At 45.1% G+C, this 25588-nt stretch carries 24 protein-coding genes; 18 read left to right on the top strand and 6 right to left on the bottom strand.

What is annotated here, in order from left to right:
• Positions 1-3: 3 nt before the first annotated feature.
• The 14 genes from rpmF (at position 4) to L0992_10800 (ending at position 12544) form a co-directional block, all read left to right on the top strand.
• A complete protein-coding gene (gene rpmF, locus L0992_10865; GenBank protein ID XGB66220.1) occupies positions 4-174 on the top strand; it encodes a 50S ribosomal protein L32 in 171 nt (56 codons plus the stop codon).
• A gap of 9 nt (positions 175-183) precedes the next feature.
• Positions 184-1209 (top strand): phosphate acyltransferase PlsX, encoded by a 1026-nt coding sequence (gene plsX / locus L0992_10860; GenBank protein ID XGB66219.1) that lies wholly within the window; start codon positions 184-186, stop codon positions 1207-1209.
• Positions 1210-1214: 5 nt separating this feature from the next.
• Positions 1215-2165, top strand: coding sequence for a ketoacyl-ACP synthase III (locus L0992_10855; GenBank protein XGB66218.1), 951 nt, complete (start codon positions 1215-1217; stop codon positions 2163-2165).
• Between the two features lie 80 nt (positions 2166-2245).
• Positions 2246-3169 carry an ACP S-malonyltransferase gene (gene fabD / locus L0992_10850; protein ID XGB66217.1) on the top strand — a complete coding sequence of 308 codons (924 nt, stop codon included), beginning with the start codon at positions 2246-2248 and terminating at the stop codon, positions 3167-3169.
• Between the two features lie 25 nt (positions 3170-3194).
• Positions 3195-3929 carry a 3-oxoacyl-ACP reductase FabG gene (gene fabG / locus L0992_10845; GenBank protein ID XGB68721.1) on the top strand — a complete coding sequence of 245 codons (735 nt, stop codon included), beginning with the start codon at positions 3195-3197 and terminating at the stop codon, positions 3927-3929.
• Between the two features lie 166 nt (positions 3930-4095).
• Positions 4096-4329: an acyl carrier protein gene (acpP, locus tag L0992_10840; protein XGB66216.1), complete on the top strand. Its 234-nt coding sequence runs from the start codon at positions 4096-4098 to the stop codon at positions 4327-4329.
• A 93-nt stretch (positions 4330-4422) separates the two neighbouring features.
• Complete coding sequence (gene fabF / locus L0992_10835) at positions 4423-5667, top strand: beta-ketoacyl-ACP synthase II (GenBank protein ID XGB66215.1); 1245 nt, start codon at positions 4423-4425, stop codon at positions 5665-5667.
• A gap of 104 nt (positions 5668-5771) precedes the next feature.
• Positions 5772-6650: an aminodeoxychorismate lyase gene (gene pabC, locus L0992_10830; GenBank protein XGB66214.1), complete on the top strand. Its 879-nt coding sequence runs from the start codon at positions 5772-5774 to the stop codon at positions 6648-6650.
• Positions 6647-7663: an endolytic transglycosylase MltG gene (gene mltG, locus L0992_10825; GenBank protein ID XGB66213.1), complete on the top strand. Its 1017-nt coding sequence runs from the start codon at positions 6647-6649 to the stop codon at positions 7661-7663. The genes pabC and mltG overlap by 4 nt, the downstream gene beginning before the upstream one ends.
• Before the next feature lie 10 nt (positions 7664-7673).
• Positions 7674-8306, top strand: coding sequence for a dTMP kinase (gene tmk / locus L0992_10820; protein XGB66212.1), 633 nt, complete (start codon positions 7674-7676; stop codon positions 8304-8306).
• 6 nt (positions 8307-8312) lie between these two features.
• Positions 8313-9278 (top strand): DNA polymerase III subunit delta', encoded by a 966-nt coding sequence (locus L0992_10815; GenBank protein ID XGB66211.1) that lies wholly within the window; start codon positions 8313-8315, stop codon positions 9276-9278.
• On the top strand, positions 9269-10036 hold the full coding sequence (locus L0992_10810) for a YchF/TatD family DNA exonuclease (GenBank protein ID XGB66210.1): 768 nt from the start codon (positions 9269-9271) through the stop codon (positions 10034-10036). Before L0992_10815 ends, L0992_10810 begins: the two co-directional genes overlap by 10 nt.
• A 444-nt stretch (positions 10037-10480) precedes the next feature.
• Positions 10481-11911 carry a PTS glucose transporter subunit IIBC gene (gene ptsG, locus L0992_10805; GenBank protein XGB66209.1) on the top strand — a complete coding sequence of 477 codons (1431 nt, stop codon included), beginning with the start codon at positions 10481-10483 and terminating at the stop codon, positions 11909-11911.
• Positions 11912-12139: 228 nt separating this feature from the next.
• Positions 12140-12544 (top strand): hypothetical protein, encoded by a 405-nt coding sequence (locus tag L0992_10800; protein XGB66208.1) that lies wholly within the window; start codon positions 12140-12142, stop codon positions 12542-12544.
• A 73-nt stretch (positions 12545-12617) separates the two neighbouring features.
• Here L0992_10800 and L0992_10795 read toward each other — a convergent pair whose 3' ends face one another.
• Entirely contained in the window at positions 12618-13211 is a 594-nt protein-coding gene (locus tag L0992_10795) for a porin family protein (GenBank protein XGB66207.1), read from the bottom strand.
• Between the two features lie 145 nt (positions 13212-13356).
• Between L0992_10795 and L0992_10790 the strand changes: the two genes are divergently transcribed.
• Positions 13357-13446 carry a YnhF family membrane protein gene (locus L0992_10790; protein ID XGB66206.1) on the top strand — a complete coding sequence of 30 codons (90 nt, stop codon included), beginning with the start codon at positions 13357-13359 and terminating at the stop codon, positions 13444-13446.
• 41 nt (positions 13447-13487) lie between these two features.
• Positions 13488-14702 carry a DUF6363 domain-containing protein gene (locus L0992_10785; GenBank protein ID XGB66205.1) on the top strand — a complete coding sequence of 405 codons (1215 nt, stop codon included), beginning with the start codon at positions 13488-13490 and terminating at the stop codon, positions 14700-14702.
• A gap of 135 nt (positions 14703-14837) precedes the next feature.
• On the opposite strand, the gene pyk is transcribed toward L0992_10785, so the two are convergent.
• Positions 14838-16283 carry a pyruvate kinase gene (gene pyk, locus L0992_10780; protein XGB66204.1) on the bottom strand — a complete coding sequence of 482 codons (1446 nt, stop codon included), beginning with the start codon at positions 16281-16283 and terminating at the stop codon, positions 14838-14840.
• Between the two features lie 319 nt (positions 16284-16602).
• Here pyk and L0992_10775 point away from each other — a divergent pair, with 319 nt between their 5' ends.
• Entirely contained in the window at positions 16603-17820 is a 1218-nt protein-coding gene (locus L0992_10775; protein ID XGB66203.1) for an ROK family protein, read from the top strand.
• A gap of 167 nt (positions 17821-17987) precedes the next feature.
• Complete coding sequence (locus tag L0992_10770) at positions 17988-18929, top strand: chemotaxis protein CheV (GenBank protein ID XGB66202.1); 942 nt, start codon at positions 17988-17990, stop codon at positions 18927-18929.
• 312 nt (positions 18930-19241) lie between these two features.
• On the opposite strand, the gene L0992_10765 is transcribed toward L0992_10770, so the two are convergent.
• The 4 genes from L0992_10765 to L0992_10750 all read right to left on the bottom strand — a co-directional run bounded on the left by L0992_10765 (position 19242) and on the right by L0992_10750 (position 25502).
• Positions 19242-22334 carry an error-prone DNA polymerase gene (locus L0992_10765; GenBank protein ID XGB66201.1) on the bottom strand — a complete coding sequence of 1031 codons (3093 nt, stop codon included), beginning with the start codon at positions 22332-22334 and terminating at the stop codon, positions 19242-19244.
• An 89-nt stretch (positions 22335-22423) separates the two neighbouring features.
• Complete coding sequence (locus L0992_10760; GenBank protein XGB66200.1) at positions 22424-23896, bottom strand: DNA polymerase Y family protein; 1473 nt, start codon at positions 23894-23896, stop codon at positions 22424-22426.
• 3 nt (positions 23897-23899) lie between these two features.
• Positions 23900-24607 (bottom strand): translesion DNA synthesis-associated protein ImuA, encoded by a 708-nt coding sequence (gene imuA / locus L0992_10755; GenBank protein XGB66199.1) that lies wholly within the window; start codon positions 24605-24607, stop codon positions 23900-23902.
• Between the two features lie 154 nt (positions 24608-24761).
• The gene (locus L0992_10750) at positions 24762-25502 is read right to left on the bottom strand and encodes a YciK family oxidoreductase (GenBank protein ID XGB66198.1); all 741 of its coding nucleotides are present in this window, start codon (positions 25500-25502) and stop codon (positions 24762-24764) included.
• Positions 25503-25588: the final 86 nt, after the last annotated feature.

The raw sequence follows: 25588 nt of genomic DNA, 5'->3' as shown, positions 1-25588 counted from the left end.
TCAATGGCCGTACAAAAGAGCAAGAAATCACGTTCAATGCGTGGCATGCGTCGTTCACACGATGCACTAACTACAGCTGCACTTTCTGTAGACGCAACTTCAGGTGAAACTCACCTACGTCACAACGTGACTGCCGAAGGTTTCTACCGCGGCAAAAAGGTTATCAACAAGTAAGGTTGACCTTTGCAAAATCTAACCGTTGCGCTTGATGCAATGGGCGGGGACTTCGGTCCTCGTGTAACAGTGCCTGCCGCCGTGCAGGCACTGTCGTATTTCCCAGAGCTAAAAGTCATTCTCATAGGTGATCGAAATGCGATCACATCTCAATTATCTTCATTAGGTCGAATGCCTGATTCTCGTTTGAGTATCCAGCATTGTGATCGAGTTATTTCCAACTCTGAAAAACCTTCACTAGCCTTACGTAATAGTCAGGGCAGTTCTATGCGTGCCGCTATCGATCTGGTTGCCGAATCACAGGCTGACGCTTGTGTGAGTGGTGGTAACACTGGCGCACTGATGGCTTTGTCCCGTTTCCGACTTAAACTGCTTCCTGGTATTGATAGGCCTGCATTGGTTTCAGCTTTGCCTACCGCATCAGGGAACCGCACATGGATGCTTGATTTAGGGGCGAACGTTTCTAGTGACGCGGATTCACTCTTTCAGTTTGCCGTCATGGGTAGTGCATTAGCGGAACAACATTTAGGTCGCGCTCCACGTGTCGCCATCTTGAATATCGGTGCAGAAGAAATTAAAGGCAATGACCTTGTAAAACGATGCGCTGAAATGTTGTCGAATACTCAGTCTGTGAATTTCATAGGCTATATTGAAGGTAATCAATTACTTCAAGATGCTGCTGATGTCGTCGTATGTGATGGTTTTGTGGGCAATGTCTGCTTAAAAACGTGCGAAGGTACAGCTCAGCTCTTTATTGATAAGCTAAAAACGCGCATGATGGCTTCAACAATAAAGGGTTGGATAGCCAGAATGTTGTTTTCTGAGCTATTTACTGAATTAAAAACCTTGAACCCCGACCAGTATAACGGCGCAAGTTTGTTAGGATTGCGCGGCATTGTCATTAAAAGTCATGGAAGTGCTGATGTGTCTGCAGTCGTCAACGCGATTGGTGAAGCAGTACACGAGGTCAAACGACAAGTCCCCAGCCGCATTAGCGATCGTTTGGAAGCGGTTTTACTCGAGAGGCATTATTAGTCTTCATGTATAGCAAAATTTTAGGTACTGGCAGCTACTTGCCATCTCAGGTGCGTACAAACGCAGACTTAGAGAAAATGGTAGAGACTAGCGATGAGTGGATTGTTGCTAGAACAGGTATTAAAGAGCGTCGTATTTCAGCGGAAAATGAAACCGTTGCTGATATGGCGTTTTACGCTGCTGAAAATGCCATTGAAATGGCAGGTATCGACAAAGAAGATATAGATTTAATCATCGTTGCGACAACCAGCAGTAGCCACACATTCCCGTCTTCGGCATGTCAGGTACAAGGTAAGCTTGGTATTAAAGGCTGCCCTGCGTTTGATTTGGCTGCAGCGTGTTCTGGTTTTGTTTATGCACTGTCTGTTGCTGATCAACACATCAAGACTGGCATGTGTAAGAACGTTTTGGTAATTGGTGCTGATGCACTGTCAAAAACCTGTGATCCGACTGACCGCTCTACTATCATCCTATTTGGTGATGCAGCAGGCGCGGTGGTTGTAGGCGCAAGCGAAGAGCCAGGTATTTTGTCTACTCACATTTACTCTGATGGTAAACACGGTGAGCTTCTAAGCTTAGAAGTACCAGAGCGCGGCGGTGATGCTGACAAATGGCTGCACATGGCAGGCAACGAAGTATTCAAAGTGGCGGTAACTCAGCTTTCTAAGCTAGTTAAAGACACATTAGCTGCGAATAATATGGATAAGTCAGAGCTTGATTGGTTAGTTCCACACCAAGCGAACTACCGTATTATCTCGGCAACGGCTAAAAAGCTGACGATGTCACTTGATCAAGTGGTGATTACCCTTGATAAGCACGGCAATACGTCGGCCGCTACCGTACCAACAGCACTCGATGAGGCTGTTCGCGACGGGCGAATTAAACGTGGTCAAACGCTTCTTCTTGAAGCCTTTGGTGGCGGCTTCACTTGGGGTTCTGCGTTAGTTAAATTCTAACCTCAAGCGATAATCAACAAACAAGGCACATAACTTATGTGCCTTATTCAATTTTTTGCTTTGCTTAAAGGATAATTACAATGAGCAAGTTTGCTATCGTATTCCCAGGCCAAGGCTCTCAAGCTATCGGTATGCTTGCTGACCTAGGCGAACAGTATGATGTTGTTAAACAAACATTTGCTGAAGCTTCAGAAGCACTTGGTTACGATCTATGGGCATTGGTTCAAGATGGTCCAGTAGAAAATCTAAATGAAACTTTCCGCACTCAACCGGCTCTATTAACAGCGTCTGTTGCAATTTGGCGTGTATGGCAAGAGCTTGGTCTAGAGCAACCTGTAAACCTAGCAGGCCACAGCCTAGGCGAATACTCTGCACTCGTATGTGCTGGCGTTATCGATTTTAAAGAAGCGATCAAGCTGGTTGAACTACGTGGTCAACTGATGCAAGAAGCAGTACCAGCGGGTGTTGGTGCAATGTACGCAATCATCGGTCTAGATGATGAAGCGATTGCTAAAGCGTGTGAAGAAGCTGCGCAAGACGAAGTCGTGTCTCCAGTTAACTTTAACTCTCCAGGCCAAGTTGTTATCGCAGGTAACAAAGCGGCAGTTGAGCGTGCAGGTGCACTATGTAAAGAAGCGGGCGCTAAGCGTGCACTTCCTTTACCTGTTTCTGTGCCATCTCACTGTGCACTGATGAAACCTGCAGCAGACAAGCTAGCGGTGGCTCTAGAAGCTCTAGAGTTCAACACGCCAGCATTGCCTGTTATCAATAACGTTGATGTTATTGCTGAAACTGACCCTGCAAAAATTAAAGACGCACTTGTTCGTCAGCTATACAGCCCAGTTCGTTGGACTGAAGGCGTACAAGCAATGAATGAGCAAGGCGTTGAGAAGCTATTAGAATTAGGTCCAGGTAAGGTTCTTACTGGTCTAACAAAACGAATCGTAAAAACTATGACAGCTGCTGCAGTTAATGACACTGCATCACTAGAAGCTGCTAAGTAAATAACCACTTAATAGAGAAGTTATGATGAATTTAGAAGGCAAAGTTGCACTCGTTACAGGCGCAAGCCGTGGCATCGGTCGTGCAATCGCTGAACTTTTAGTTGAGCGTGGTGCTAAAGTTATCGGTACTGCTACGTCTGAAGGCGGCGCTGCTGCAATCAGCGAGTACCTTGGTGAGAACGGTAAAGGTCTTGCTCTTAACGTAACGGATGTTGACTCAATTGCATCTACACTGAAAACCATCAACGATGAGTTCGGTGCGATTGACATTCTAGTTAACAACGCTGGTATCACTCGTGATAACCTTCTTATGCGTATGAAAGACGACGAATGGAATGACATCATCGATACTAACCTAACGCCTATCTTCCGTATGTCTAAAGCTGTATTGCGTGGCATGATGAAGAAGCGTCAAGGTCGTATCGTTAACGTTGGTTCTGTAGTAGGTACTATGGGTAACGCTGGTCAAGCTAACTACGCTGCTGCTAAAGCTGGTGTAATTGGTTTTACTAAATCAATGGCTCGTGAAGTTGCATCTCGTGGCGTTACAGTGAACACTGTTGCTCCAGGTTTCATCGAAACAGATATGACTAAAGCGCTAAATGATGACCAACGTGCAGCAACTTTGGCGAATGTACCAGCAGGTCGACTAGGTGACCCTCGCGAAATCGCTGAAGCTGTGGTATTTTTGGCGTCACCTGCGGCAGCTTATATCACAGGTGAAACACTTCACGTCAATGGCGGTATGTACATGGTGTAAATTATGTGCAACATTTGTGCATGATTTAAGTCAAGATCATACGTAATTTCGGTTAAAATCGTGAAAATTGTGGTTTGACCAGAAAAGTTGACCTTGCAACTTTCAATAGATTGAATAAACTACGGAAAACATCGCATAAAGCGAACTCTGTAAAGGAAAAGAAAAAATGAGCAACCTCGAAGAACGCGTAAAGAAAATCATTGTTGAACAGCTAGGTGTAGACGAAGCTGAAGTTAAAAACGAAGCTTCTTTCGTTGATGACCTAGGTGCAGATTCTCTAGACACAGTTGAGCTAGTAATGGCTCTAGAAGAAGAATTCGACACTGAAATCCCAGATGAAGAAGCTGAGAAAATTACTACTGTTCAAGCAGCTATCGATTACGTAACTAGCGCTCAGTAATAATCTCTCCCAGGCGGTCACCTCGACCGCCTGTGTTTTATCTAACTCATCTATCCTCATCTTAAATCACCTCAATCTCCGGAGTGTAAAATCGTGTCCAAGCGTCGTGTAGTTGTCACTGGCATGGGTATGTTGTCACCGGTAGGCAACACTGTAGAATCTTCTTGGAAAGCCCTGCTAGCTGGTCAAAGTGGTATCGTTAATATCGAGCATTTTGATGCAACCAATTTCTCAACTCGTTTTGCAGGTCTAGTTAAAGACTTTAACTGCGAAGAGTATATGTCTAAAAAAGATGCTCGTAAGATGGACTTGTTCATCCAGTACGGCGTCGCAGCAGGTATTCAAGCTTTAGATGATTCAGCCCTAACTATTACTGAAGAAAACGCTCCACGTGTGGGTGTTGCAATCGGTTCTGGTATTGGTGGTCTTGGTTTGATCGAAACAGGTCACCAAGCTCTAACTGAAAAAGGCCCTCGTAAGATCAGCCCGTTCTTCGTACCGTCGACGATCGTGAATATGATTGCTGGTCACATGTCTATCATGCGCGGCCTACGCGGTCCAAACATCGCGATCTCTACTGCATGTACGACTGGCCTACATAACATTGGTCACGCGGCTCGTATGATTGCATACGGCGATGCAGACGCAATGCTAGCGGGCGGTGCTGAAAAAGCATCAACGCCACTAGGTATGGGCGGTTTTGGTGCGGCTAAAGCACTGTCTACTCGTAACGATGAGCCTCAAAAAGCTTCTCGTCCATGGGACAAAGGCCGTGACGGCTTCGTTCTTGGTGACGGTGCAGGCATGATGGTTCTTGAAGAGTACGAACATGCGAAAGCTCGTGGCGCTAAGATTTACTGTGAGCTAGTTGGCTTCGGTATGTCGGGTGACGCTTACCACATGACATCTCCAAGTGAAGATGGCTCTGGTGGTGCACTAGCGATGGAAGCGGCTATGCGTGATGCTGGCATTACTGGTGAGCAAATCGGTTATGTTAACGCACACGGTACATCGACTCCTGCGGGTGACGTAGCGGAAGTTAAGGGCATTAAGCGTGCTCTTGGCGAAGCAGGCAGCAAGCAAGTATTGGTTTCTTCTACGAAATCGATGACTGGTCACCTTCTAGGTGCTGCTGGTTCTGCTGAAGCTATCATCACGGCTATGTCTCTGGTTGACCAAATTGTTCCACCAACAATCAACCTAGATGATCCTGAAGAAGGCTTAGATATTGACTTAGTACCTCACACTGCGCGTGAAGTTAGCAACATGGAATATGCTGCATGTAACTCATTCGGTTTCGGTGGTACAAACGGCTGTTTGATCTTCAAAAAGATTTAATCATCTTATTAAAGACGCAAACACTCGTAGATAGTCACAATTAGACTTGTTTTTAAACGGCTTGATGCTTTAGCATTGAGCCGTTTCTTTTTATGGGGAAAAACATGTTTTGGGTTGATGGAGAAAGCCAGCAAACTGTCGATATCTTGGACCGCTCGTTTCAGTACGGAGACGGCTGTTTTACCACCATGCTTGTAAAAGGTGGCGAGATTCAACATTTTCACGATCATCAGCGTCGTGTCGATGAATGCCTGAAAGCGTTACGCATTTCTACTCTTGATTGGGATGTGGTTAATGTTTGGCTCGATAGCGCACATCAACATATCCAAAACAATGCGCTTCATGGGACAAAGAGCCTTGATGGTTCAGAGAACCGTAATGAGACAAATAAGCCTCATGATGAAAAAGCTGGGATAAAGCTGCACGTTAGCCGCGGTGCTGGTGGCAGAGGTTATAGCACCAAGAATATCGCTAAACCTACGGTCACTATCAGTACGTTTGCTTTTCCGAGTCATTATTCAGCGTGGCAAGACTCTGGTGTTGAGCTCGGTGTCTGCCAACAAGCTTTAGGCTTGAGCCCATTGCTTGCCGGGCATAAGCACAATAATCGCCTAGAGCAAATCTTGATGAAAGATGAAATGGATCAGGTCAATGAAGTCGATGGTGTGGTGCTTGATATTTCAGGCAATGTCATTGAAACCACCATGGCTAATCTGTTTTGGCGAAAAGGGGATACCATTTGCACACCTCAACTGACGCAGAGTGGCGTCGCAGGGGTTATGCGTAAGCAAGTGTTAACCGCGCTGAATCAAGCTGAACTTTCCGTTACTATTAGTGACTACTGCTTATCTCAACTCATGCAAGCTGATGAGGTTTTCATGACCAACTCCATTTTAGGGGTTGCCCCAGTTACCCGTATTAGTGAAACCCAATTTAACATTGGAACCGTTACTCGTAGCCTTCAAGGACAACTAAACTCGTGATCAAAAAGTTATTTATTTTTCTTATCTTGTGCCTAATCGCAGCGGGCGCTGCTGGGTTCTATGTTTACAACCAAGCGCAAGATAACCTGAAACAAGTCATCCAATTAGAAAAACCACAGGTCGTAACCGTTGCTTCAGGCAGCAGCTTTAATCGTGTTCTGGCACAGTTGATAAATGAGGGGCTATTTGAGGCTTCTCCTTACGAGAAATTAATCCGTAAGTTGCATCCTGAGCTGGTTGACGTAAAAGCGGGTACGTTTCTGCTAGAGCCGGGTTTGACCCTAGAGCAGGCGCTACAAGTGCTTGTTGAGGGCAAAGAACACCAATTCACGATTACCTTCGTTGAAGGCAGTCGCTTTGATGAATGGCTTGTGCAGCTAAAAGACAACGAATTCATTCAACAGACATTGGATGGTGTTTCTGAAAAAGAGATCGCTGAAAAGTTGGGTATTGAAAATGAAAAGCTAGAAGGTCTTTTCTTAGCGGAAACCTATCACTACACCTACGGCACAACCGATTTAGATTTATTGAAACGTGCCCATCGTGACCTAATGAACGTAGTGAATGACGAATGGGAAAACAGAGCGGATAAACTGCCTCTTAAGTCACCTTATGAAGCTCTGATTCTTGCGTCTATCATTGAGAAAGAAACCGCCGTTGCTTCAGAGCGCGAGCGTGTGTCTTCTGTATTCGTTAACCGTTTGAACAAGCGTATGCGTTTGCAAACTGACCCAACGGTTATCTATGGCATGGGCGACAGTTACAAAGGTAATATCCGTAAGAAAGATCTACGCACGCCAACGCCGTACAACACATACACAATGAGCGGTTTGCCACCTACGCCGATTGCTATGGCGGGTCGAGCGTCGATTAATGCAGCTCTGAACCCAGAGAACAGCAACTACCTGTATTTCGTTGCAAGTGGAACAGGCGGTCACGTATTTTCAAAGAGTTTGGCTGAGCACAACCGTGCAGTACGAGCTTACTTAAAGCAATTAAGAAAAAATAAATAAAGAAAGAATTATGAATCAGTCGAAATTTATCGTGGTTGAAGGCCTTGAAGGCGCGGGCAAAAGCACTGCAATCAATGCCATCGTAGAAACATTGAAAGCATCTGGTGTAGAAGAACTCGTCAATACTCGTGAACCGGGCGGTACCGTGTTGGCAGAAAAGATGCGTTCACTAGTAAAAGAAGAACACGAAGGCGAAAAGCTTCAAGACATGACTGAGTTACTGCTGATGTACGCCGCACGCGTTCAATTAGTAGAAAACGTGATTAAGCCTGCACTAGACAGTGGTAAGTGGGTATTGGGTGATCGCCATGATATGTCTTCTCAGGCTTATCAAGGTGGTGGTCGTCAAATTGCGCGCACGACGATGGAATCATTGAAAGCAACCACGCTAGGCGATTTTAAGCCTGATCTAACCCTATACTTGGACTTAGACCCTAGAGTAGGGCTTGAGCGCGCACGTGGTCGTGGTGAGCTAGATAGAATCGAAAAGATGGATATCTCATTCTTCGATCGTACACGCGAGCGTTACCTTGAGATTGCCGCACAAGATGATTCGGTTCTTGTGATTAACGCGCAACAAGAGATAGATCAAGTGGCTGCCGATATTAAGCAAGCGCTTGGTGCTTGGCTCGACAAACAGTAGGTAGTCATGGCTGAAGTGTATTCTTGGCTCACTCCCGTATGGAATGAGTGGAAAAAAAGTCTCGATGCTGAGCGTTTTCCTAATTCGGTGATTGTTAATGCGCCGGAAGGGCTTGGCGTTGATGCGTTGATTGACCAACTTACCGCAGCGTTAATGTGCACCAACTACGAAAGTGAGTCGTGCGGGTTTTGCCATAGCTGTGAATTGATGAAATCAGGCAGTCATCCTGATTTTCATGTTATCTCGCCTGAGAAAGAAGGTAAGTCGATCACTGTTGATCAGGTGCGTGCCAGTAACCGCTGGGCGCAAGAGTCATCTCAATTGGGTGGCTTACGCGTTATCTTGCTTAACCCGGCAGAGGCAATGAATGAGTCGGCCTCTAACGCGTTACTGAAAACGCTGGAAGAGCCATCAAGCAAGTGTATCTTCATTCTTTCTACTCGTAACAGCAACCGTTTGATGCCGACTATCATTAGCCGTTGCCAACAATTTAATGTGGTAAGCCCACAGTTGGAGGCCGGGTCGGCTTGGTTAGATGGTGAAGCTGGTAAGGCTGTGCCAAAATATATTTTAGCGCTCAATGACAACGCGCCTTTAAAAGCAAAAGCGATGTTTGAGCAGGGTGGGGTAGAGGCTTCGACCAAAGCGCTTGATGGCTTTGTTAATGTCATCAAGGGCACTCAACCTGACATGCTAAAATTCTCGACAGAGTTAAGCAAAGACCCTTTGATTCAATTGGGTTGGCTATGGCACTTATTGTCTGACGTACAGAAGCTGCATTTTGGCTTGGCGAACCAGGCTATCACTCCTAGCGCGAAAGCACTGGTTGAGGTGATGTCTTATCAAAGTGCCTATGCAGCATCGAATAAGCTGCTGGTATTGATTGAGCAGTTAAAGCAACACCCTGGGCTCAATACGGAGCTACTCATAATGAATTGGCTGATAGCCACTTGCGAGGAAACATGTTCGTAGATTCCCACTGTCATTTAGACAAATTGGATTACCAAGATTTACACACCAGCGTAGAAGACGTTGTGAACAAGGCGAAGGCAGCAAACGTAGACCAGCTGCTGTCTGTAGGTGTGACACTGGATTCGTTTGAAAATATGCTCGAGATGATCTCGCCGTTTGATAACGTTAAAGCATCTTGTGGAGTTCATCCTCTCGATGTAGAGAGTGATTTTTGCTTAGAGAGAATGCGTGAATACGCGAGTAACCCAAAAGTCGTTGCGATTGGTGAGACAGGCTTAGATTACCATTACCAACCAGAGACGGCGGAATTGCAACAACTGCGATTCAAGCAACATGTCGCGTTGGCCGTAGAGTTGAACAAGCCTTTGATCATCCATACACGTAACGCGCGTGAAGATACTCTCGCGATTCTACGTGATGGTGGTGCTGAGAAGTGTGGTGGTGTGATTCACTGCTTTACTGAAGATCAAGCGTTCGCTGAAGCGGCAATGGAATTAGGTTTCTACATCTCAATTTCAGGTATTGTGACCTTTAAGCAGGCTACAGAGCTTAAAGAAGTTGTTAAGAATCTACCGTTAGATAGGTTACTGATCGAGACCGATTCTCCATACTTGGCACCAATCCCATATCGTGGAAAGCAGAATCAACCTGCATATGTCGTGGAAGTGGCGGCCTATATTGCACAGTTGAAAGGTATGTCGATGAAAGAGGTTGCTGAACAAACGACCAAAAACTATCAAAAACTTTTTTTGCGATAAAAAACTAAGTAAACAAATAAAAGGGAGCGAAAGCTCCCTTTTTGTGTTTTTGATCACCAAAAGTGCGTTTTTTTTTAATGTTTACGAATTATGTTGAACTTGAGAGCGCTAATTATAACATTTGTAATTTTGTTACTAAAAATAACATTCGCTCCTATTTTATTTACCCAGTAAAATAATAGGGCTCTTGAAAAATAATCATATATTTCAATCAATTAAACTCTTGTAAAGCATTGCATTTCTAGATTTGACATGTGATCCAAGACGTGTTTTGAAACTAAATTTCGTAAGTGACTAGAAAGTTAGTTCCCCATCAATATATATTTAGCGGCAGAAAATATAATGCAATACATGGTTACATTTTCGCAGGGTGCTAACATATAGGCTACGGGGGTGTGCCGTTAGTACCCATATAATTATTTTATCTTTATCAGGAGCATAAACATGTTTAAGAACCTTTTTGCTAGCCTGCAGAAAGTTGGTAAGTCTCTGATGCTTCCAGTATCAGTTTTACCAGTTGCGGGTATTTTGCTAGGTGTCGGTGCAGCAGATCTTCCTTTCATTCCAGAAATCGTTTCAAACTTAATGGAACAAGCTGGTGGTTCAGTATTCGGTCAAATGGCACTACTGTTCGCAGTAGGTGTTGCACTTGGCTTTACTAACAACGATGGTGTAGCTGGTCTAGCTGCAATCGTTGGTTACGGCATCATGACTGCTACACTTGGCGTAATGGCTGGTGTAATGGGCGTTGATAAAATCGATACTGGTGTACTAGGTGGTATCCTAGTCGGTGGTGTTGCTGCTTGGGCATTCAACCGTTTCTTCCGTATTCAACTACCAGAGTACCTTGGCTTCTTCGCTGGTAAGCGTGCTGTGCCAATCATCACAGGTTTCTCTGCGATTGGTCTAGCAATCCTACTATCTGTAGTATGGCCACCAGTTGGCGGCGCAATCTCTGCGTTCTCTGATTGGGCTGCTCACCAAAACCCACAAGTGGCGTTTGGTATCTACGGTATCGTTGAGCGTTCTCTGATTCCATTTGGTCTTCACCACGTTTGGAACGTACCTTTCTTCTTTGAAGCTGGTACTTGTGTAAACGCTGCTGGCGAAACTCAAAACGGTGTTCTTACTTGTTACCTAGTTGCTGATGACGCATCTCGTGCAGCGGGCAATGGCTTCGGTCAGCTAGCTGGTGGTTACATGTTCAAGATGTTCGGTCTACCTGCTGCTGCAATCGCTATTGCACACTCAGCTAAGCCTGAAAACCGCGCTAAAGTAATGGGTATCATGGCTTCTGCTGCGTTAACTTCATTCCTAACGGGTATCACTGAACCAATCGAATTCTCATTCCTATTCGTTGCTCCTGTACTGTACGCAATCCACGCTCTACTAGCTGGTTCTGCTTACGTTCTTGCGAACACTCTAGGTTTTGTACACGGTACATCTTTCTCACACGGTCTAATCGACTTCCTAGTTCTATCTGGCAACGCGTCTAAGATGGGCCTAATGGTTGTATGTGGTATTGCTTACGCTGCAATTTACTACATCGTATTCCGCACTGTGATTAAAGCTCTAGACCTTAAAACTCCAGGCCGTGAAGACGAGACTGAAGAAGAGTCAGTTGCGACTGGTTCTGAACTTGCTGGTGAGCTAGTTGCTGCATTCGGTGGCAAAGCGAACATCACTGGTCTTGACGCTTGTATTACTCGTCTACGTGTTGCAGTTGCTGATACAGCAGTTGTTGACCAAGACAAACTGAAGAAACTAGGCGCTGCAGGTGTTGTTGTAGTTGCTGGTGGCGTTCAAGCTATCTTCGGTACTAAGTCTGACAACCTTAAGACAGACATGGATGAGTGGATCCGTAACAACGGTTAATTCACTGGTTCAATAAATTGAAAGGAGGCCGAGAGGCCTCCTTTTTTGTTTTCTGCTTTATGAAAGCCCTTCCTGCACTTATTCTTTTCTACTCAATCGGTTATCGAACAGCTCGATGTTCTGATGCTCAATTTCCCGCTTTGGGTACCTCTTATCTTTAACTTTATGATGACAACACCCGTTGTGATTTAAGTAATCTACCGTTTTTAAACACATTCTGAGAATATTATGAAACATCGTTACTTGATTGGCCTTATGTGCTGCAGCGGAGCCTCGTTTGCTCATGCTTCTGAAGCTCCAGATTTAGAAGTTGGTCTCGCCATTGACCAAGACCTGAGTGTCGTTGTTGAGTTTGATCAGAAGTACCGTGCAACCGTTGGTAATGACGGCGCGGCATTCGACTACATTTGGAAACGTGGTCAGTTCGAAACGGAAGCCCCGTTAAGCTGGTACGTAGGTGCTGGTGCTTGGGCTGAATGGAATGACGATTTTGGCTTGCGTTTGCCATTAGGCGTGAAAGTGAATTTCTACGAAGGCTGGAATGCTTACGCACAAGTTCACCCTGAGCTAGACATGTACAAAGGTGTTGAGCTGCAAGTCGGTGGTGCACTGGGTGTGACTTATAAGTTCTAAAGTGAGCTTAAACCGTTTTTATAATGACAAAGCCAGCATCTCGCTGGCTTTTTCGTTTTATTAGCTACAGTAATTAGAACGTAAAACTCAGCCCGACATTGGCTTGGAATTGATTCATCCAATCAGTATCAAAGCGGATAATACAGTCTTGACCTGTGCTAGGGATATTACACACACCGGATGTGTCGTTATCAACAACCGTACCCAACCAACGAACTTGGGTGTTGAGCGCTAAACTGTCGCTGAATTTGTATTCCAAACCGCCAAAGATAGAGGTTGAGAAGCCATACTTATCTTTCGCCCAGTCAACATCCACGTAAGAAGCACCAAGACCTAATCCGAGGTATCCAGATAATACAGGCGAAGCCGGGTAGTAGATGCTACTTTGCAAGTGCAGGTATTGGATTGAGGAGCTTAGGTTGAGTGTTTCGAGTTCAGAGCTCTGGTTAGAATAGAAAAAGCCGATGCGACCTTTATCAAGTGGTGTTTCAATGGCAAAGGTGTAGTTTTCAGACGCTTTCATGTCGTAGGTTTTGCCATCCTGGTCTTCGACACTACCACCGCCGGTATAACCCACCATTGGGGTAATGATGATCTCCGGCGAAGCATACACGCTCGATACAGAGAAAAGCGCGATAAGCGCCATCATATTTGCTTTGTTATTCATGAGTATATCCTTATCCATACACTTACTAATTGTGATGGTTACATCAATATTGTGCGACTAATTTCGACGATTCTTGAAGATACTTCACACACCTGATAGTACTTAAATAGAGACTCGACAAATTAATAATAAGCCAGAGGTGTCTATGGACCATAATCTGAAAAATGCCCTACAAATTACCGTGTTTATTTACATGATCATTCTTTCATTTGGCTTTATTGCGATTGGTAGTTAATACCATCTATTGCGAGGCTGAGTTTTGATACTCAGGGACTAATGAATAGTGGGCTTGTAAGCAATATTGATACAGCAATAGACTTGGATTACTACGCTAAGTTTATTGCTGGAAAAACAGCACTGGTCGCTCAAGGTGGCGGACAGAGAAGTATTTTTACTTCAGGTGTGCTGGATGCCTTTCTTCTTTCTAATTTTGACCCCTTCGATGAATTTTTTGGTACCTCCGCAGGTGCCCTTAACCTGTGTGCGTACCTTTGCCGCGATAAAGGCCTTGGCCGCTCTTTCGTGCTCGACCTCACCACCTCACCAGAATTCTTCAATATCTTCTCCTATATACGACACAGGAAGAATCTGGGATTAGAGTGGGCCTTAGAACAAATCATGGCTTACCCTTATAAGCTGGACCTTGATTTAGGGCGACAAACCCTAGGTGACCGCCATTTCTATGCAGCAGTGACAGACTCTAAAGATCTACGTGATCACTACTTCCCGTTATTGGGAGAAGATTGGTATAAGGTGATGATCGCCACCTGTGCGATTCCTCGTTTGTACAATGATGAAATCTTCATCGGCGACAGTGCTTATGTTGACGGTGGTGTGTCTGCTTGTATTCCTGTTCAAGAAGCCTGGCGTAGACAAGCTCGTTCTATTGTTGTGATTCGTACTGAACCTGTGGTCGAGGAGGGAAGTGAACTCTTGGTTGAGGCTTCTAATCGCAGCACCGCAGTGAAAGCGCCGAAGCCTATATCTGCGGAAGAGCTAGAATGGTTCAGAGAGTCTTTCGACAGTGTTCAAGATCACTGGCAACAGAAAGTGGAACAATGGAAAACCGATTGGACTTCTTTCTTCCAGCAGCAAATTCTTCGTTCTAAAGAGCAGAAGCGCGATCGTGGACATTTGGATCTGCTCAATGGTGGTCGGTGGTTATTTGGGGCTGACGATATCTACCGCTTAAGTCATTTAATCGGTGATAAGTTCGACTCAGGTTTGGCGGACATGTTGATGGTTCACTATCAAACATACTCCTTAACTCAGGACTTTTTAAACTCTCCTCCGGACGATGCGTTCGTGGTGCAGATAGCACCTAGCAAACCACTAAAGTCGAGTTCATTAATGAGTGATAAAGAAGACTTGTTGCATGATTACGACCTAGGATTAGAAGCTGGTTACCGATTTGTCGAAACCTATACCTCAACAAAGAATGCGCGCAATTCACACATACCAAAGTTAGCAACCAGTGCCGCGGATAAGTGATATTTGAAATTGGCAAATTAACGTGTGGTTAGCTCACTTTATACAAAAAGAAAAAGGGTTATTGAACTTGGTTCGATAACCCTTTTTTGTGTACTTACTAACTTGTTATGTATGTAAACCTCTAGTGTTCAGAGATTAGGTGACCGGTAAGATTCGCATACAGTTGGTTGAGCCCGCGACATCCATAATATCGCCTTGAGTAACGATCACTAAGTCACCAAACTTTAGGTGTCCTGCTTCTTTCAGACAAGCAAGAGTTGATAGTGCGATATCGAAGCTGTCTTCGGCTTCAGTTTCGAAGTAGATAGGTGTCACGCCTCGGTACAGAGTACAGCGATTTAATGTTCCTTCATTACGAGACAGCGCGTAGATAGGCATATCGGCACTGAGTCGCGACATCATCAGAGCTGTGCGCCCTGACTCGGTCAGCGTCACCACGCCCTTGATGCCTTCCATGTGGTTGGCAGAATAGATGGTCGCCATCGAAACGGTTTCTTCTGCCGTCACAAAGGTTCGGTCAATACGGTAATTGGATTGGTTAATGCCCGCCATCTTTTCAGCACCGATACACACTTCGGCCATGGATTTCACGGTCTCGACTGGGTAATCACCCGCAGCGGTTTCACCTGAAAGCATCACCGCATCGGTACCGTCTAATACCGCGTTGGCAACGTCCATCACTTCGGCACGGGTTGGCATTGGCGCAGAGATCATCGATTCCATCATTTGAGTTGCAGTGATCACTGTTCGGTTAAGCGCTCTAGCACGGCGTATAAGCTGTTTTTGTACCCCGACCAACTCTGGATCGCCTATTTCCACTCCGAGGTCACCACGGGCCACCATGACCACATCTGAGGCCATTATGATGTCATCCATGTTCTCTACGGTCGCAACTGTCTCTGCTCGCTCGACTTTAGCCACGAGGTGAGCTTCTAACCCTGCTTCTCGTGCCAATTGGCGAGCATAGTGCATGTCTTCACCATTACGTGGGAAAGAGACAGCTAAGTAATCGACTTGAATTTGAGCGGCGGTGACGATGTCTCGTTTGTCTTTGTCGGTCAGTGCTTCTGCAGAAAGGCCGCCCCCTTTTTTGTTGATGCCTTTGTTGTTGGAGAGAGGGCCACCAATGATCACTTCGGTATGAACGCGACAACCTTCGACTTTGGTTACTTTCAGTTGAACACGACCATCGTCAAGCAACAGGATATCGCCGGCGGACACGTCGTTAGGCAGTTCTTTATAATCAAGGCCAACAGCTTCTTGGTTGCCTTCGCCTAAACCTAGGCTGCTATCGAGAGTGAACAGGTCGCCCACGGCAAGTTGGATTTTGCCATTTTTGAATGTCGACACACGAATCTTGGGACCTTGTAAGTCTCCGAGAATGGCGATTTGGGTGCCGAGTCTTTTTGCTATCGCTCTGACTTTTTCCGCGCGTTGGATGTGGTCGTCGCTGCTGCCGTGAGAAAAGTTCATACGGACGATATTGGCACCGGCTTTGATGATTTCTTCAAGCACGTTACCTTTATCTGTTGAAGGGCCTAGCGTTGTGACGATTTTCGTTTTTCTTAATTCGGCTGTCATGAATACTCCTAGAATGAGACCAAGTAATCTTTTACAAGACTGAATTAAGTATATGCATTAATTGATAATTTATTGGGAGCTAGGAAGATATTTCTGTATTTACTGATATTTATTGAACTTAGTACTCAAGCGCGATGTTTTTTTATGAAAATTAAGTCTCGATTTATCGATGTGGGTGTTAATTTTCCTCGAACTATTTGACTCGATACACAAAGATTCATGTATATACGTGATACTGGTCACGGCGATATACCAAGTGACTTCACAATTACTTCGCAAAGTAAAAAAATTACCTCGTTGATGATTTCTGGAGCGTAAAATGTACATGGCTCAACCGGGCCATATTGATCATATCAAACAGGTCAATGCTGGTCGTGTATATAAACTAATTGACCTTAAAGGTCCTATTTCTCGTATCGATCTGTCCAAGCAAAGTGAGTTGGCTCCGGCGAGTATTACTAAAATTACCCGTGAACTCATTGAAGCTCACCTTATTCACGAAACCACGGTTCAAGAAGCCACGACTCGTGGGCGTCCTGCTGTCGGTCTGCAAACCAATAACGAAGGTTGGCAATTTTTGTCGATGCGTCTTGGTCGTGGTTACCTCACGATAGCGCTCCATGAATTGGGCGGTGACGTGCTTATCGATACCAAAATTGATATTCACGAACGTGACCAAGATGATGTGCTTGCACGCCTTCTCCATGAAATTGATGAGTTCTTCCAAACCTATGCCGAGCAACTCGACAGGGTGACGAGCATAGCTATCACGCTGCCAGGTCTGGTGAATTCAGAGCAAGGTATTGTGTTGCAAATGCCGCATTACAACGTTGAAAACTTAGCGTTGGGTCCGGAGATCTACAAAGAAACTGGTCTGCCAGTCTTTATAGCTAATGACACCCGAGCTTGGGCATTAGCAGAGAAGCTGTTTGGTAACTCACAAGACAACGACAACTCTGTTCTTATCTCAATTCACCATGGTTTAGGTGCTGGGATCATTCTTGATGGCCGCGTTCTGCAAGGGCGTCACGGTAATATTGGTGAACTGGGTCATATCCAGATCGATAAAGAGGGCAAGCTTTGTCATTGTGGTAACCGAGGCTGTTTAGAAACAGTGGCGAGTTCACAGGCGATCCGCGAGCAAGTGAAAGAGCGATTAGCCAATGGTGAAGAATCAACACTGACTGTGTTTGAGGATGTCACGATTGAGCAAATCTGTGCTGCTGCGGCTGACGGTGATCCACTGGCTGTTGAAGTGATTGAACAGTTAGGTCGTTACTTAGGTTCTGCGATTGCGATTGTTATTAACCTATTCAACCCAGAGAAAATCTTGGTCGGTGGTGTTATCAATCAGGCGAAAAGTGTTTTATACCCTGCGATTCAAAAGTGTATCGAAGAGCAGAGTTTATCGGTTTACCATCAAGACTTAGAGCTGGTGGAATCTCGATTCTATAAGCAGGCAACCATGCCAGGTGCTGCGCTTATTAAGCAGGCCCTGTATGACGGTCAGCTGTTAATGAAAGTCATTGAAGGCTAACTCTTTTTCTCTTCTTTTAGCCTTACCTCGAACCTTTCCATGTACTTAAGCTTTGTATAACATCATTTGTTGTACTTAGTTTAAGCATTCTGTGCATTAGCGCTTTGCTTTAACCCATTGAAGTAGGCTATTGTAGCCACAGTTATTATTTGTCACTAAGGTGTTGTATGTCTGGCGTTTTAAATTCGGTTGATCAGAGAACCAAGCTAGTCGGTGAAAACCGTCTGGAACTCTTATTATTCAGCTTAAATAGTCGTCAACTATTTGCGATTAACGTATTTAAAGTGAAAGAAGTCCTAAAAGTGCCAGTACTTACTCGCTTACCGGGCTCTCATCACCATATTACGGGTGTTGCTTCTTTACGTGGTGAATCGGTGCCTGTAATTGACCTACGCAGCGCGATTGGCTTTCCGCCGTCACGTGCAGAGTCTCAAGAGAGCAACCTGATCATTACTGAATACAACCGAACCGTACAAGGTTTCTTGGTTGGGCAAGTGCGTAATATCGTCAATACGACATGGACTGAAATCCAGCCGCCGCCAAAGACTACGGGTCGTGCAAACTACCTAACGGCTATCACGCATATTCAAGAAGAAGAGCAGCACAAAATCGTTGAGATCATCGATGTTGAAAAAGTGCTGGCAGAGATCATCGATTACGATGTGTCGATCTCTGAAGGTGTGTTAGATGAGCAGTTAGCCAACGAAATGATTGGCCGAAACGTGCTGATCGTTGATGATTCTTCAACCGCACGTAACCAGATTAAAGGCACTTTGTCGCAGCTTGGTTTAAACATTATTGAGTGTTGCGATGGCTTAGAAGCACTGAACCTACTTAAGGGCTGGTGTGATGAAGGCAAAGACATCAATCAAGAGATTTTGTTGATGATCACCGATGCCGAAATGCCTGAAATGGACGGTTATAAGCTGACTCACGAAGTACGCACTGACCCAAGAATGCATGACCTGTTTATTACGCTAAATACCTCATTAAGCGGAAGTTTTAATGAGGCTATGGTTGAGAAAGTAGGGTGTAACCGCTTTATTTCTAAGTTCCAACCTGACCTCTTAGTTGAAGTGACTCAAGAGCGAATGCGTCAACTTTTATAATTAATACTGCTGTACGGTTTGTTTTGAGTGACCTGATAGAAAACGTTTGCTAATATTGATGCAGCATATTAATTGACACGAAATATGCTCACTACTAACGTAACTTTTCATGCACAATCTAAGGTAGTTCCTCTTAATGATATGGTTAACGTCTAAAGTCGTTATGACTTTGAGCTTATTACTATATAGGGAATTTAAGAAAAGACGTACGGAAGCTGACGTTGAGGTATAACTCAACAATTTGAAATGAAGGGAAGCTGATGCTTCCCTTTTTCGTTTCTAGCGTTTCTAGGAGGAGGGCGATTTGAAGAGTTAATGAAAATCTCGTGATTTGGTTTTCAACCCAACAATCTCATCGGTAATATCGATGAGCTTCCCAGCAATCACATGCACCACTTCCCCTTCCTTTTCTAGTATTCCTTGTACCTTTAATGCCTTGGCTGTGAGATAAGCTTGCTGTTGAGCACGCGCTGTGGCTCCCCATACCACCACGTTGATATTGCCAGTGCTGTCCTCTAGTGTGACAAAGGTGACACCTGCCGCAGTACCCGGTGATTGCTTACCTGTAACTAGCCCGACAACGGTGACCATGGATTTGTGCCTTTGCTGTATCAAGTCTTTCATATGAGTGAATCGACCTAATCGATTCGCTTCTTCTAGCAAAGTGATAGGGTGCTTGTTTAATGAGATACCGACACTGGTGAAGTCCTCAAGTAAATCCTGCATCTCATTGGGTTTATGCAGTGTGTGTTCGCCATGCTCATTCTCAGTATCGTCACAGACTTGGCTAAACAGAGGTAGGTCAGAAGCGGAATCCATTATCGCCCAGCACGTCTGGAAACGGTCACCCGAAACGTTGTGCAGCGCGTTGGCTGATGCGAGTAGCTCTATGTCCTTCTTATTCATCGATAGCTGTTTTACTTGGCTAGGATGGCGATAACCAGAATGTGGGCGGTTGGCAAGTACGCTCTGAATACCGTGCTCACTCAAGCCTTTGATTTGTCGCAGCCCTAATCGAATCGCTAGACCATTCTGATGAGAGACAACTGTGTGGTCGTTTTGAGAAGCGTTCACACATACCGGAAGTATCGTTACATTGTGTCGCTGCGCATCTTGAACCAACTGCGAGGGGCTATAAAAGCCCATGGGTTGGCTATTCAACAAAGAAGCATAGAAGCACTCTGGGTAATAGCATTTCAACCAAGCTGAACAATAGGCTAATACTGCAAACGAAGCCGAGTGGCTTTCAGGGAAACCGTATTCACCAAAGCCACATACCTGTTTAAATATTTGTTCGGCAAACTCGGTTTCGTAGCCTCGTTTTTGCATGCCTTCGATGAGCTTAGTTTTGAACTTAAAAACGTTGCCATTCTTCTTCCAAGCGGCCATTGCGCGTCTGAGCTGATCCGCTTCACCCCCTGTGAAACCTGCGGCAACCATCGCGAGCTTAATCACTTGTTCTTGAAATATCGGTACGCCTAAAGTGCGCGCGAGTACCGATTCAACATCCTTAGATGGATAGCTGATTGGCTCAATACCATCGCGACGCTTTAAGAATGGGTGCACCATATCGCCTTGAATTGGTCCTGGGCGCACGATCGCGATTTGAATCACTAGGTCGTAATAAGTTCTTGGTTTAAGCCTTGGCAGCATACTCATTTGCGCGCGTGACTCAATTTGGAATATCCCTACCGTGTCTGCTCGTTGAATCATGCCGTAAACCTGAGGATCATCCTTAAGGCGAGTGATCTCTGCGATCGTTAACGAGCGGTCATGAATACGCTTGATCAGGTCGAAACATTTTCGAATTGCAGACAGCATACCCAGTGCGAGCACATCAACTTTAAGCAACCCCAAGGTTTCAAGATCATCTTTGTCCCATTGAATAATGGTGCGATCGTGCATGGCAGCGTTCTCGACGGGAACCAATTCATACAAAGGCCCAGAAGAGATGACGAAGCCGCCAACATGTTGAGACAGGTGACGTGGAAAACCGATAATTTCATTCACCAAATGGATAAACTGTTGCCCCTTCAAAGAGTCTGGTTGCAGCCCTAATTGGGTGAGCTGAGCCTGCCAACCTAGGCTCTTGTCTCTGCGGTTGGTGTTCTTAATGAAGTAATCAAGTTGAGTTTCTTGCAGCCCTAATGCTTTTCCGACATCCCTTACCGCGCTTTTAAAGCGATAAGATATGACCGTAGCAGCAAGCGCAGCACGTTCTCTACCGTATTTTTTGTAGATGTATTGGATGACTTCTTCACGGCGTTCGTGTTCAAAATCGACATCAATATCAGGCGGCTCATCACGCTCTTTACTGATGAAGCGTTCAAACAGCACTGAGATTTGTCTTGGGTCGACAGAGGTGATCTCTAGGCAGTAACAGACCACTGAATTGGCCGCTGAACCTCGACCTTGGTAAAGAATCCCTTGGCTTTTAGCAAACATCACGATGTCGTGAATCGTGAGAAAAAAGAAAGGGTAGTCGAGCTCGCCAATCAGCCCCAGCTCTTTATCTATGATCTGTTGGATGTCATGAGGGACACCTTGTGGAAAGCGAGCCTTTTTTCCTTTCTCGACCAACATGCGCAGATAACTCATGGGTGTTTCACCTTGAGGAATCAGTTCACTTGGGTATTCGTAACGTAGGCTACCTAAATCAAAGTCACACAGCTCAGCGATACGGTTGCTCTCTTCCAACCACTCAGCTTTGAAGATATGAGAGAGCTTATTGATGCTGCGTAAACAGCGCTCTGCATTCGCCAGTAAGTGACTGCCAACTTCGGTCACTGATTTTTGATATTTAATCGCGGTGAGTGAGTGCTGTAAGGGCAAGCGATTAGCATTGTGCATTAACACGCCACCACAAGCAGTGATCGGAAGATGGTGATGTTTTGACAGCTCAACGCAGTAATCTGTGTATTGCTGGTCGGTCTGTTTTAGGTGTCGCTGTAAGCCAATCCACAACCGACCGGAATGATGTTGATAAAGCCACTGTCCCCAATGTGCGTCTTCATTTTTCTGCTGAGGTAACCAAAGAATAAAGCAGTGCTTAGCCGACATAATATCCCATTCAGAGAGCTGATAGTGCCCTTTACTGCTACGACGTCTCGCATTAGTAATAATGCGGCACAGCTCGGCATAGGCTTGTCTATTTGGGCATAATAAGACTACTTGGCACTCATCATTTAACCAAAACATGCTCCCGACAATCTGCTTGAGCGACAGTTTGTGTTGCTTGATTGCAGAGTGGACTTTCACGATGCCCGCGACCGAGCACTCATCAGTAACAGCGAGTGCTCTGTAACGTAAGAAGTCGGCCTGTAAAACAAGTTCTTCTGCGTGTGAAGCTCCCTCAAGAAAGGAGTAATTACTTTGGCAGAAAAGCTCTGAGTATTGCTGAGACATAACGTAATCTCACTTAACCATTGCGAATGAACATGATTGAAAAGGGGCGTTTTAATGGGACAAATGGCAAGAACTACTTACCACACTAACTAGCTGAATAAGCCGTGTAAGAACCACTGCTTATCGGGCGTTCTGAATACCCATAGCCATCGACCGTTGTCACTGTGAGCAATAAAGTAGTCACGAATGATTTTTTCGCCATCCCACCACCCAGAAACAATCCGTTCTGGGCCTTGAGATAAGGTGACGTTTTCGGTTAATGCTTCAGGTTCTGGCAGTAAAATACTGGGTCTGAGTCGCTGTTGGTTAATGTTGTTCGTTGTTGTGGTTTGTTGATCGAGTTCTTGTGGAGCTAGTCCCTTTTTCGCCGTATGACTTAGTGCTGGAAGCGAATATTGATTGGCTTTCTCTGGTCTAGGATCTTGCTGTATTTTCGGCGTTTGAATGCAGGCCTGCCCAAGCTTTGCCTGTAACAATGAAAGTAGATCTAACGCAGCAAGCGTTCCGGTATTGCCATCAAAAAGATCATGGTAGGCCATTTGAGGTTCACCATGACGAGTTAACGAGAGAGTGAGCCCTTGAACGGGTGCCGTGAGCTTCAGTGATTCTAAGGTCAGATGCGTTAGGTTCGCCCATTTGCTGGCAAGATAATCGCCCTGCGCTGAATAGAAAGAGACATGATGATCGTCTTTATCCCTAAGATGCAGAGTCAGCGTTAACTCAAACGCCACTCGGTCACGTAGCTTCAAAAAGCATTCCAGTTGATTCAATAATTTCAGCAGTGGCTTTTCGATAAATAGAATGTTTTCAATATCAAACAACAGCTCCAGATATTGTTGGAAGCTTTCTGGTGGATGATAGAAATCAATTGGGTGCTTGAACTGCCCATTAAGGCGACCAACATAATTGACCAAGTCGATATCAAATCGACGTGCGACCTCTTGCAGAGGCAGTTTCAATAGGTCTTCAACGATATTAATGCCGACACGATTTAAGCGTTCAACTTGTTTAGGCGGCAGCTCGCTAGAACTTAGAGCTTGCTGATTAACCCAAGTCTTCATGTGTTGAACATTGTTCGTTGCTTGGTTGATCGCTTGCTTACCCAAAAGGATCGCAGAAAGCGGTGAGTAACCCGTGGCAAAGTTGAACTGGATATTGAGCGCTTCCAAATGGCTTTTGAGTTCATGCCAGTAATTATCTAGCCCGTTGTAAAGTGACAGCATGTTAGAAGCTTTGATCAACAGGCCATTGGGTGGCAATAGGGCCATATCAGAAGTGACCAGATACGCCCATTGAGCAATCTCTTTCAGCTTGCTTTTCTCTAGCTCAATACTGTAAGGATGGACGTGTAAGTTATGGCAAAGCGCCGCTGCAGACCCTAAACCCATCTCCAGTGTAATACCTGAGTCCAGTGCGGCTTGATTAGCTTGCAGCACACGATGATCTTTTTCATCCACGATGATAATAGGTTGCTCGTGTGACTCTTCGTTCGAACCTAACTCATTAGAGTTAAATAAAGTATCCAATTGCAGAGATGGAAAGTGCAGATAAAGCCACAGCATACGCTAACCTTGCTTCGCAATAGGGAAGGCCAACACAGTATTACCTGACAGATTGTGGTGTGAACTGTCGATGTTGATGACTTTCTCTGTCAGTAACGGCCAATTTGTGGTCATGTCGAGAATAAAGCTGCCATAAGACCAACTGCCTTTTCTCTTCGTGACCTCAACTTTTAATCCCTGCGCGTGAGAAGAGAGCTTCATGCTTAAAGAAACGGGCAGAGATAACTGATTATGGCTGGTGGCTTTAAAGTGAAATTGCAGGCACTTGCCCGTTTCACTTGCGGCTTGTAGGCGTTTGGTTTGGTGGATTTCGAGATCGGCTCCCCATAACAATACAGAATGACAAGCACCACTCTTGAGGCATTGTTCAGCAGCCCACAATGCATCGAGATCGCGTTGAGGCTCGATTACTAAGATGTTATCGAGTTCAATCCCTTGGCTGCTAAAAAACTCGGCACAGATCTTCCCTGGCGGGTTAATGAATATGGCCAGTTTCTGTGAGTTTTGCTGAGCTAAATAGGGGGTAAGCAGGCGTAGTTCGCCAATCCCTTGTTGTGATTCAACTTCAATAACGCCGTGTGTAGGAAAGCCACCATCAAGCTGTTTATCCAATTGCGGATAGCCTGTCGAAGTGGTACTTCTTTGCGTTGTTGATTGTAGCCCTTTCCAGATTAGCTGGCGGTCTTGTAAGCTTTTTATGAGTTCATGCATAATTAAATACCTGTATATTTATACAGTATATTTAACAATGAAAAAGATGCAAAGCAAAATGATGAAAATTAGCGGAAGTAAGTGTTAGATGGTTGATTTAGATACAAAAAAAGCCGCTATTAAAGCAGCTTCCTGTTATTGGTTATAATATCAACTACTTAGGTTGAGCGTCGATACATTGGCCATTAATGTCTGTCACACTTGGGTTCATTAAGTGTAGGTACAGTGGGATGATATCCAGTGGCGTTTTCAGCTTGTTAGCATCTTCACCTGGGTACGCCTTTGCACGCATACGTGTTTGAGTGCCGCCCGGATTGATTGCGTTAACACGGATGTTTGTGTCTTCCAGCTCATCCGCTAAGATCTGCATCATACCTTCGGTAGCAAACTTAGAAATTGCGTAAGTGCCCCAGAATGCACGGCCAGAGTGACCAACAGTAGAAGAGGTGAATACGATACGACCCGCTTCAGCTTTCTTAAGTGCTGGCAGAAGCGCTTGAGTCATCAAAAACTCAGACTTCACATTGATCTGTATAACATCATCAAAGGTCTCTTCATCAATCTGCTCAAACGGGCTTAGAGTACCGAGAACGCCAGCGTTATGAAGTAGACCATCTAAACGACCGAACTGCGATTCAATGGTTTCAGCCATATCAATGTAGTTCTGTTTTGTCGCGCCTTTTAAATCCAACGGGATAATTGCAGGCTGCGGGTAGCCAGCGCTTTCGATTTCATCGTAAATGAATTCTAGGTTTTTTACATTGCGGCCTAACAGAATGACAGTTGCGCCATGTTGAGCGAAGCTTAGTGCGGCTTGGCGACCAATGCCAGCACCGGCACCTGTAACCAAAATTACTTTATCTTTGAGGGCATCTGTAGAGATTGGGTAATCCACTGTGCTTATCCTTCTTTCTTTTATTATGTTCGTCATTCCATTGATGTTTAATCACACAGATAACCGCAGGAATGATGAGAAATTCT

This window comes from Vibrio pomeroyi, assembly GCA_041879425.1.
Classification (GTDB): Bacteria; Pseudomonadota; Gammaproteobacteria; order Enterobacterales; family Vibrionaceae; genus Vibrio; species Vibrio pomeroyi_A.
Note: the sequence above shows the minus strand (reverse complement) of the source record. Positions and strands in the feature narration are given on the sequence as shown.

What these genes read in the sequence shown, in the direction of transcription:
- L0992_10770 (XGB66202.1), top strand. Translation starts at nt 17,988, where the DNA reads ATGTCTGGCGTTTTAAATTCGGTTGATCAGAGAACCAAGCTAGTCGGT.
- L0992_10795 (XGB66207.1), bottom strand. Translation starts at nt 13,211, where the DNA reads ATGAATAACAAAGCAAATATGATGGCGCTTATCGCGCTTTTCTCTGTA.
- pyk (XGB66204.1), bottom strand. Translation starts at nt 16,283, where the DNA reads ATGACAGCCGAATTAAGAAAAACGAAAATCGTCACAACGCTAGGCCCT.
- L0992_10815 (XGB66211.1), top strand. Translation starts at nt 8,313, where the DNA reads ATGGCTGAAGTGTATTCTTGGCTCACTCCCGTATGGAATGAGTGGAAA.
- L0992_10810 (XGB66210.1), top strand. Translation starts at nt 9,269, where the DNA reads ATGTTCGTAGATTCCCACTGTCATTTAGACAAATTGGATTACCAAGAT.
- L0992_10790 (XGB66206.1), top strand. Translation starts at nt 13,357, where the DNA reads ATGGACCATAATCTGAAAAATGCCCTACAAATTACCGTGTTTATTTAC.
- pabC (XGB66214.1), top strand. Translation starts at nt 5,772, where the DNA reads ATGTTTTGGGTTGATGGAGAAAGCCAGCAAACTGTCGATATCTTGGAC.
- fabD (XGB66217.1), top strand. Translation starts at nt 2,246, where the DNA reads ATGAGCAAGTTTGCTATCGTATTCCCAGGCCAAGGCTCTCAAGCTATC.
- imuA (XGB66199.1), bottom strand. Translation starts at nt 24,607, where the DNA reads ATGCATGAACTCATAAAAAGCTTACAAGACCGCCAGCTAATCTGGAAA.
- fabG (XGB68721.1), top strand. Translation starts at nt 3,195, where the DNA reads ATGAATTTAGAAGGCAAAGTTGCACTCGTTACAGGCGCAAGCCGTGGC.
- tmk (XGB66212.1), top strand. Translation starts at nt 7,674, where the DNA reads ATGAATCAGTCGAAATTTATCGTGGTTGAAGGCCTTGAAGGCGCGGGC.
- L0992_10785 (XGB66205.1), top strand. Translation starts at nt 13,488, where the DNA reads ATGAATAGTGGGCTTGTAAGCAATATTGATACAGCAATAGACTTGGAT.
- acpP (XGB66216.1), top strand. Translation starts at nt 4,096, where the DNA reads ATGAGCAACCTCGAAGAACGCGTAAAGAAAATCATTGTTGAACAGCTA.
- L0992_10800 (XGB66208.1), top strand. Translation starts at nt 12,140, where the DNA reads ATGAAACATCGTTACTTGATTGGCCTTATGTGCTGCAGCGGAGCCTCG.
- L0992_10765 (XGB66201.1), bottom strand. Translation starts at nt 22,334, where the DNA reads ATGTCTCAGCAATACTCAGAGCTTTTCTGCCAAAGTAATTACTCCTTT.
- L0992_10855 (XGB66218.1), top strand. Translation starts at nt 1,215, where the DNA reads ATGTATAGCAAAATTTTAGGTACTGGCAGCTACTTGCCATCTCAGGTG.
- rpmF (XGB66220.1), top strand. Translation starts at nt 4, where the DNA reads ATGGCCGTACAAAAGAGCAAGAAATCACGTTCAATGCGTGGCATGCGT.
- L0992_10760 (XGB66200.1), bottom strand. Translation starts at nt 23,896, where the DNA reads ATGCTGTGGCTTTATCTGCACTTTCCATCTCTGCAATTGGATACTTTA.
- L0992_10775 (XGB66203.1), top strand. Translation starts at nt 16,603, where the DNA reads ATGTACATGGCTCAACCGGGCCATATTGATCATATCAAACAGGTCAAT.
- ptsG (XGB66209.1), top strand. Translation starts at nt 10,481, where the DNA reads ATGTTTAAGAACCTTTTTGCTAGCCTGCAGAAAGTTGGTAAGTCTCTG.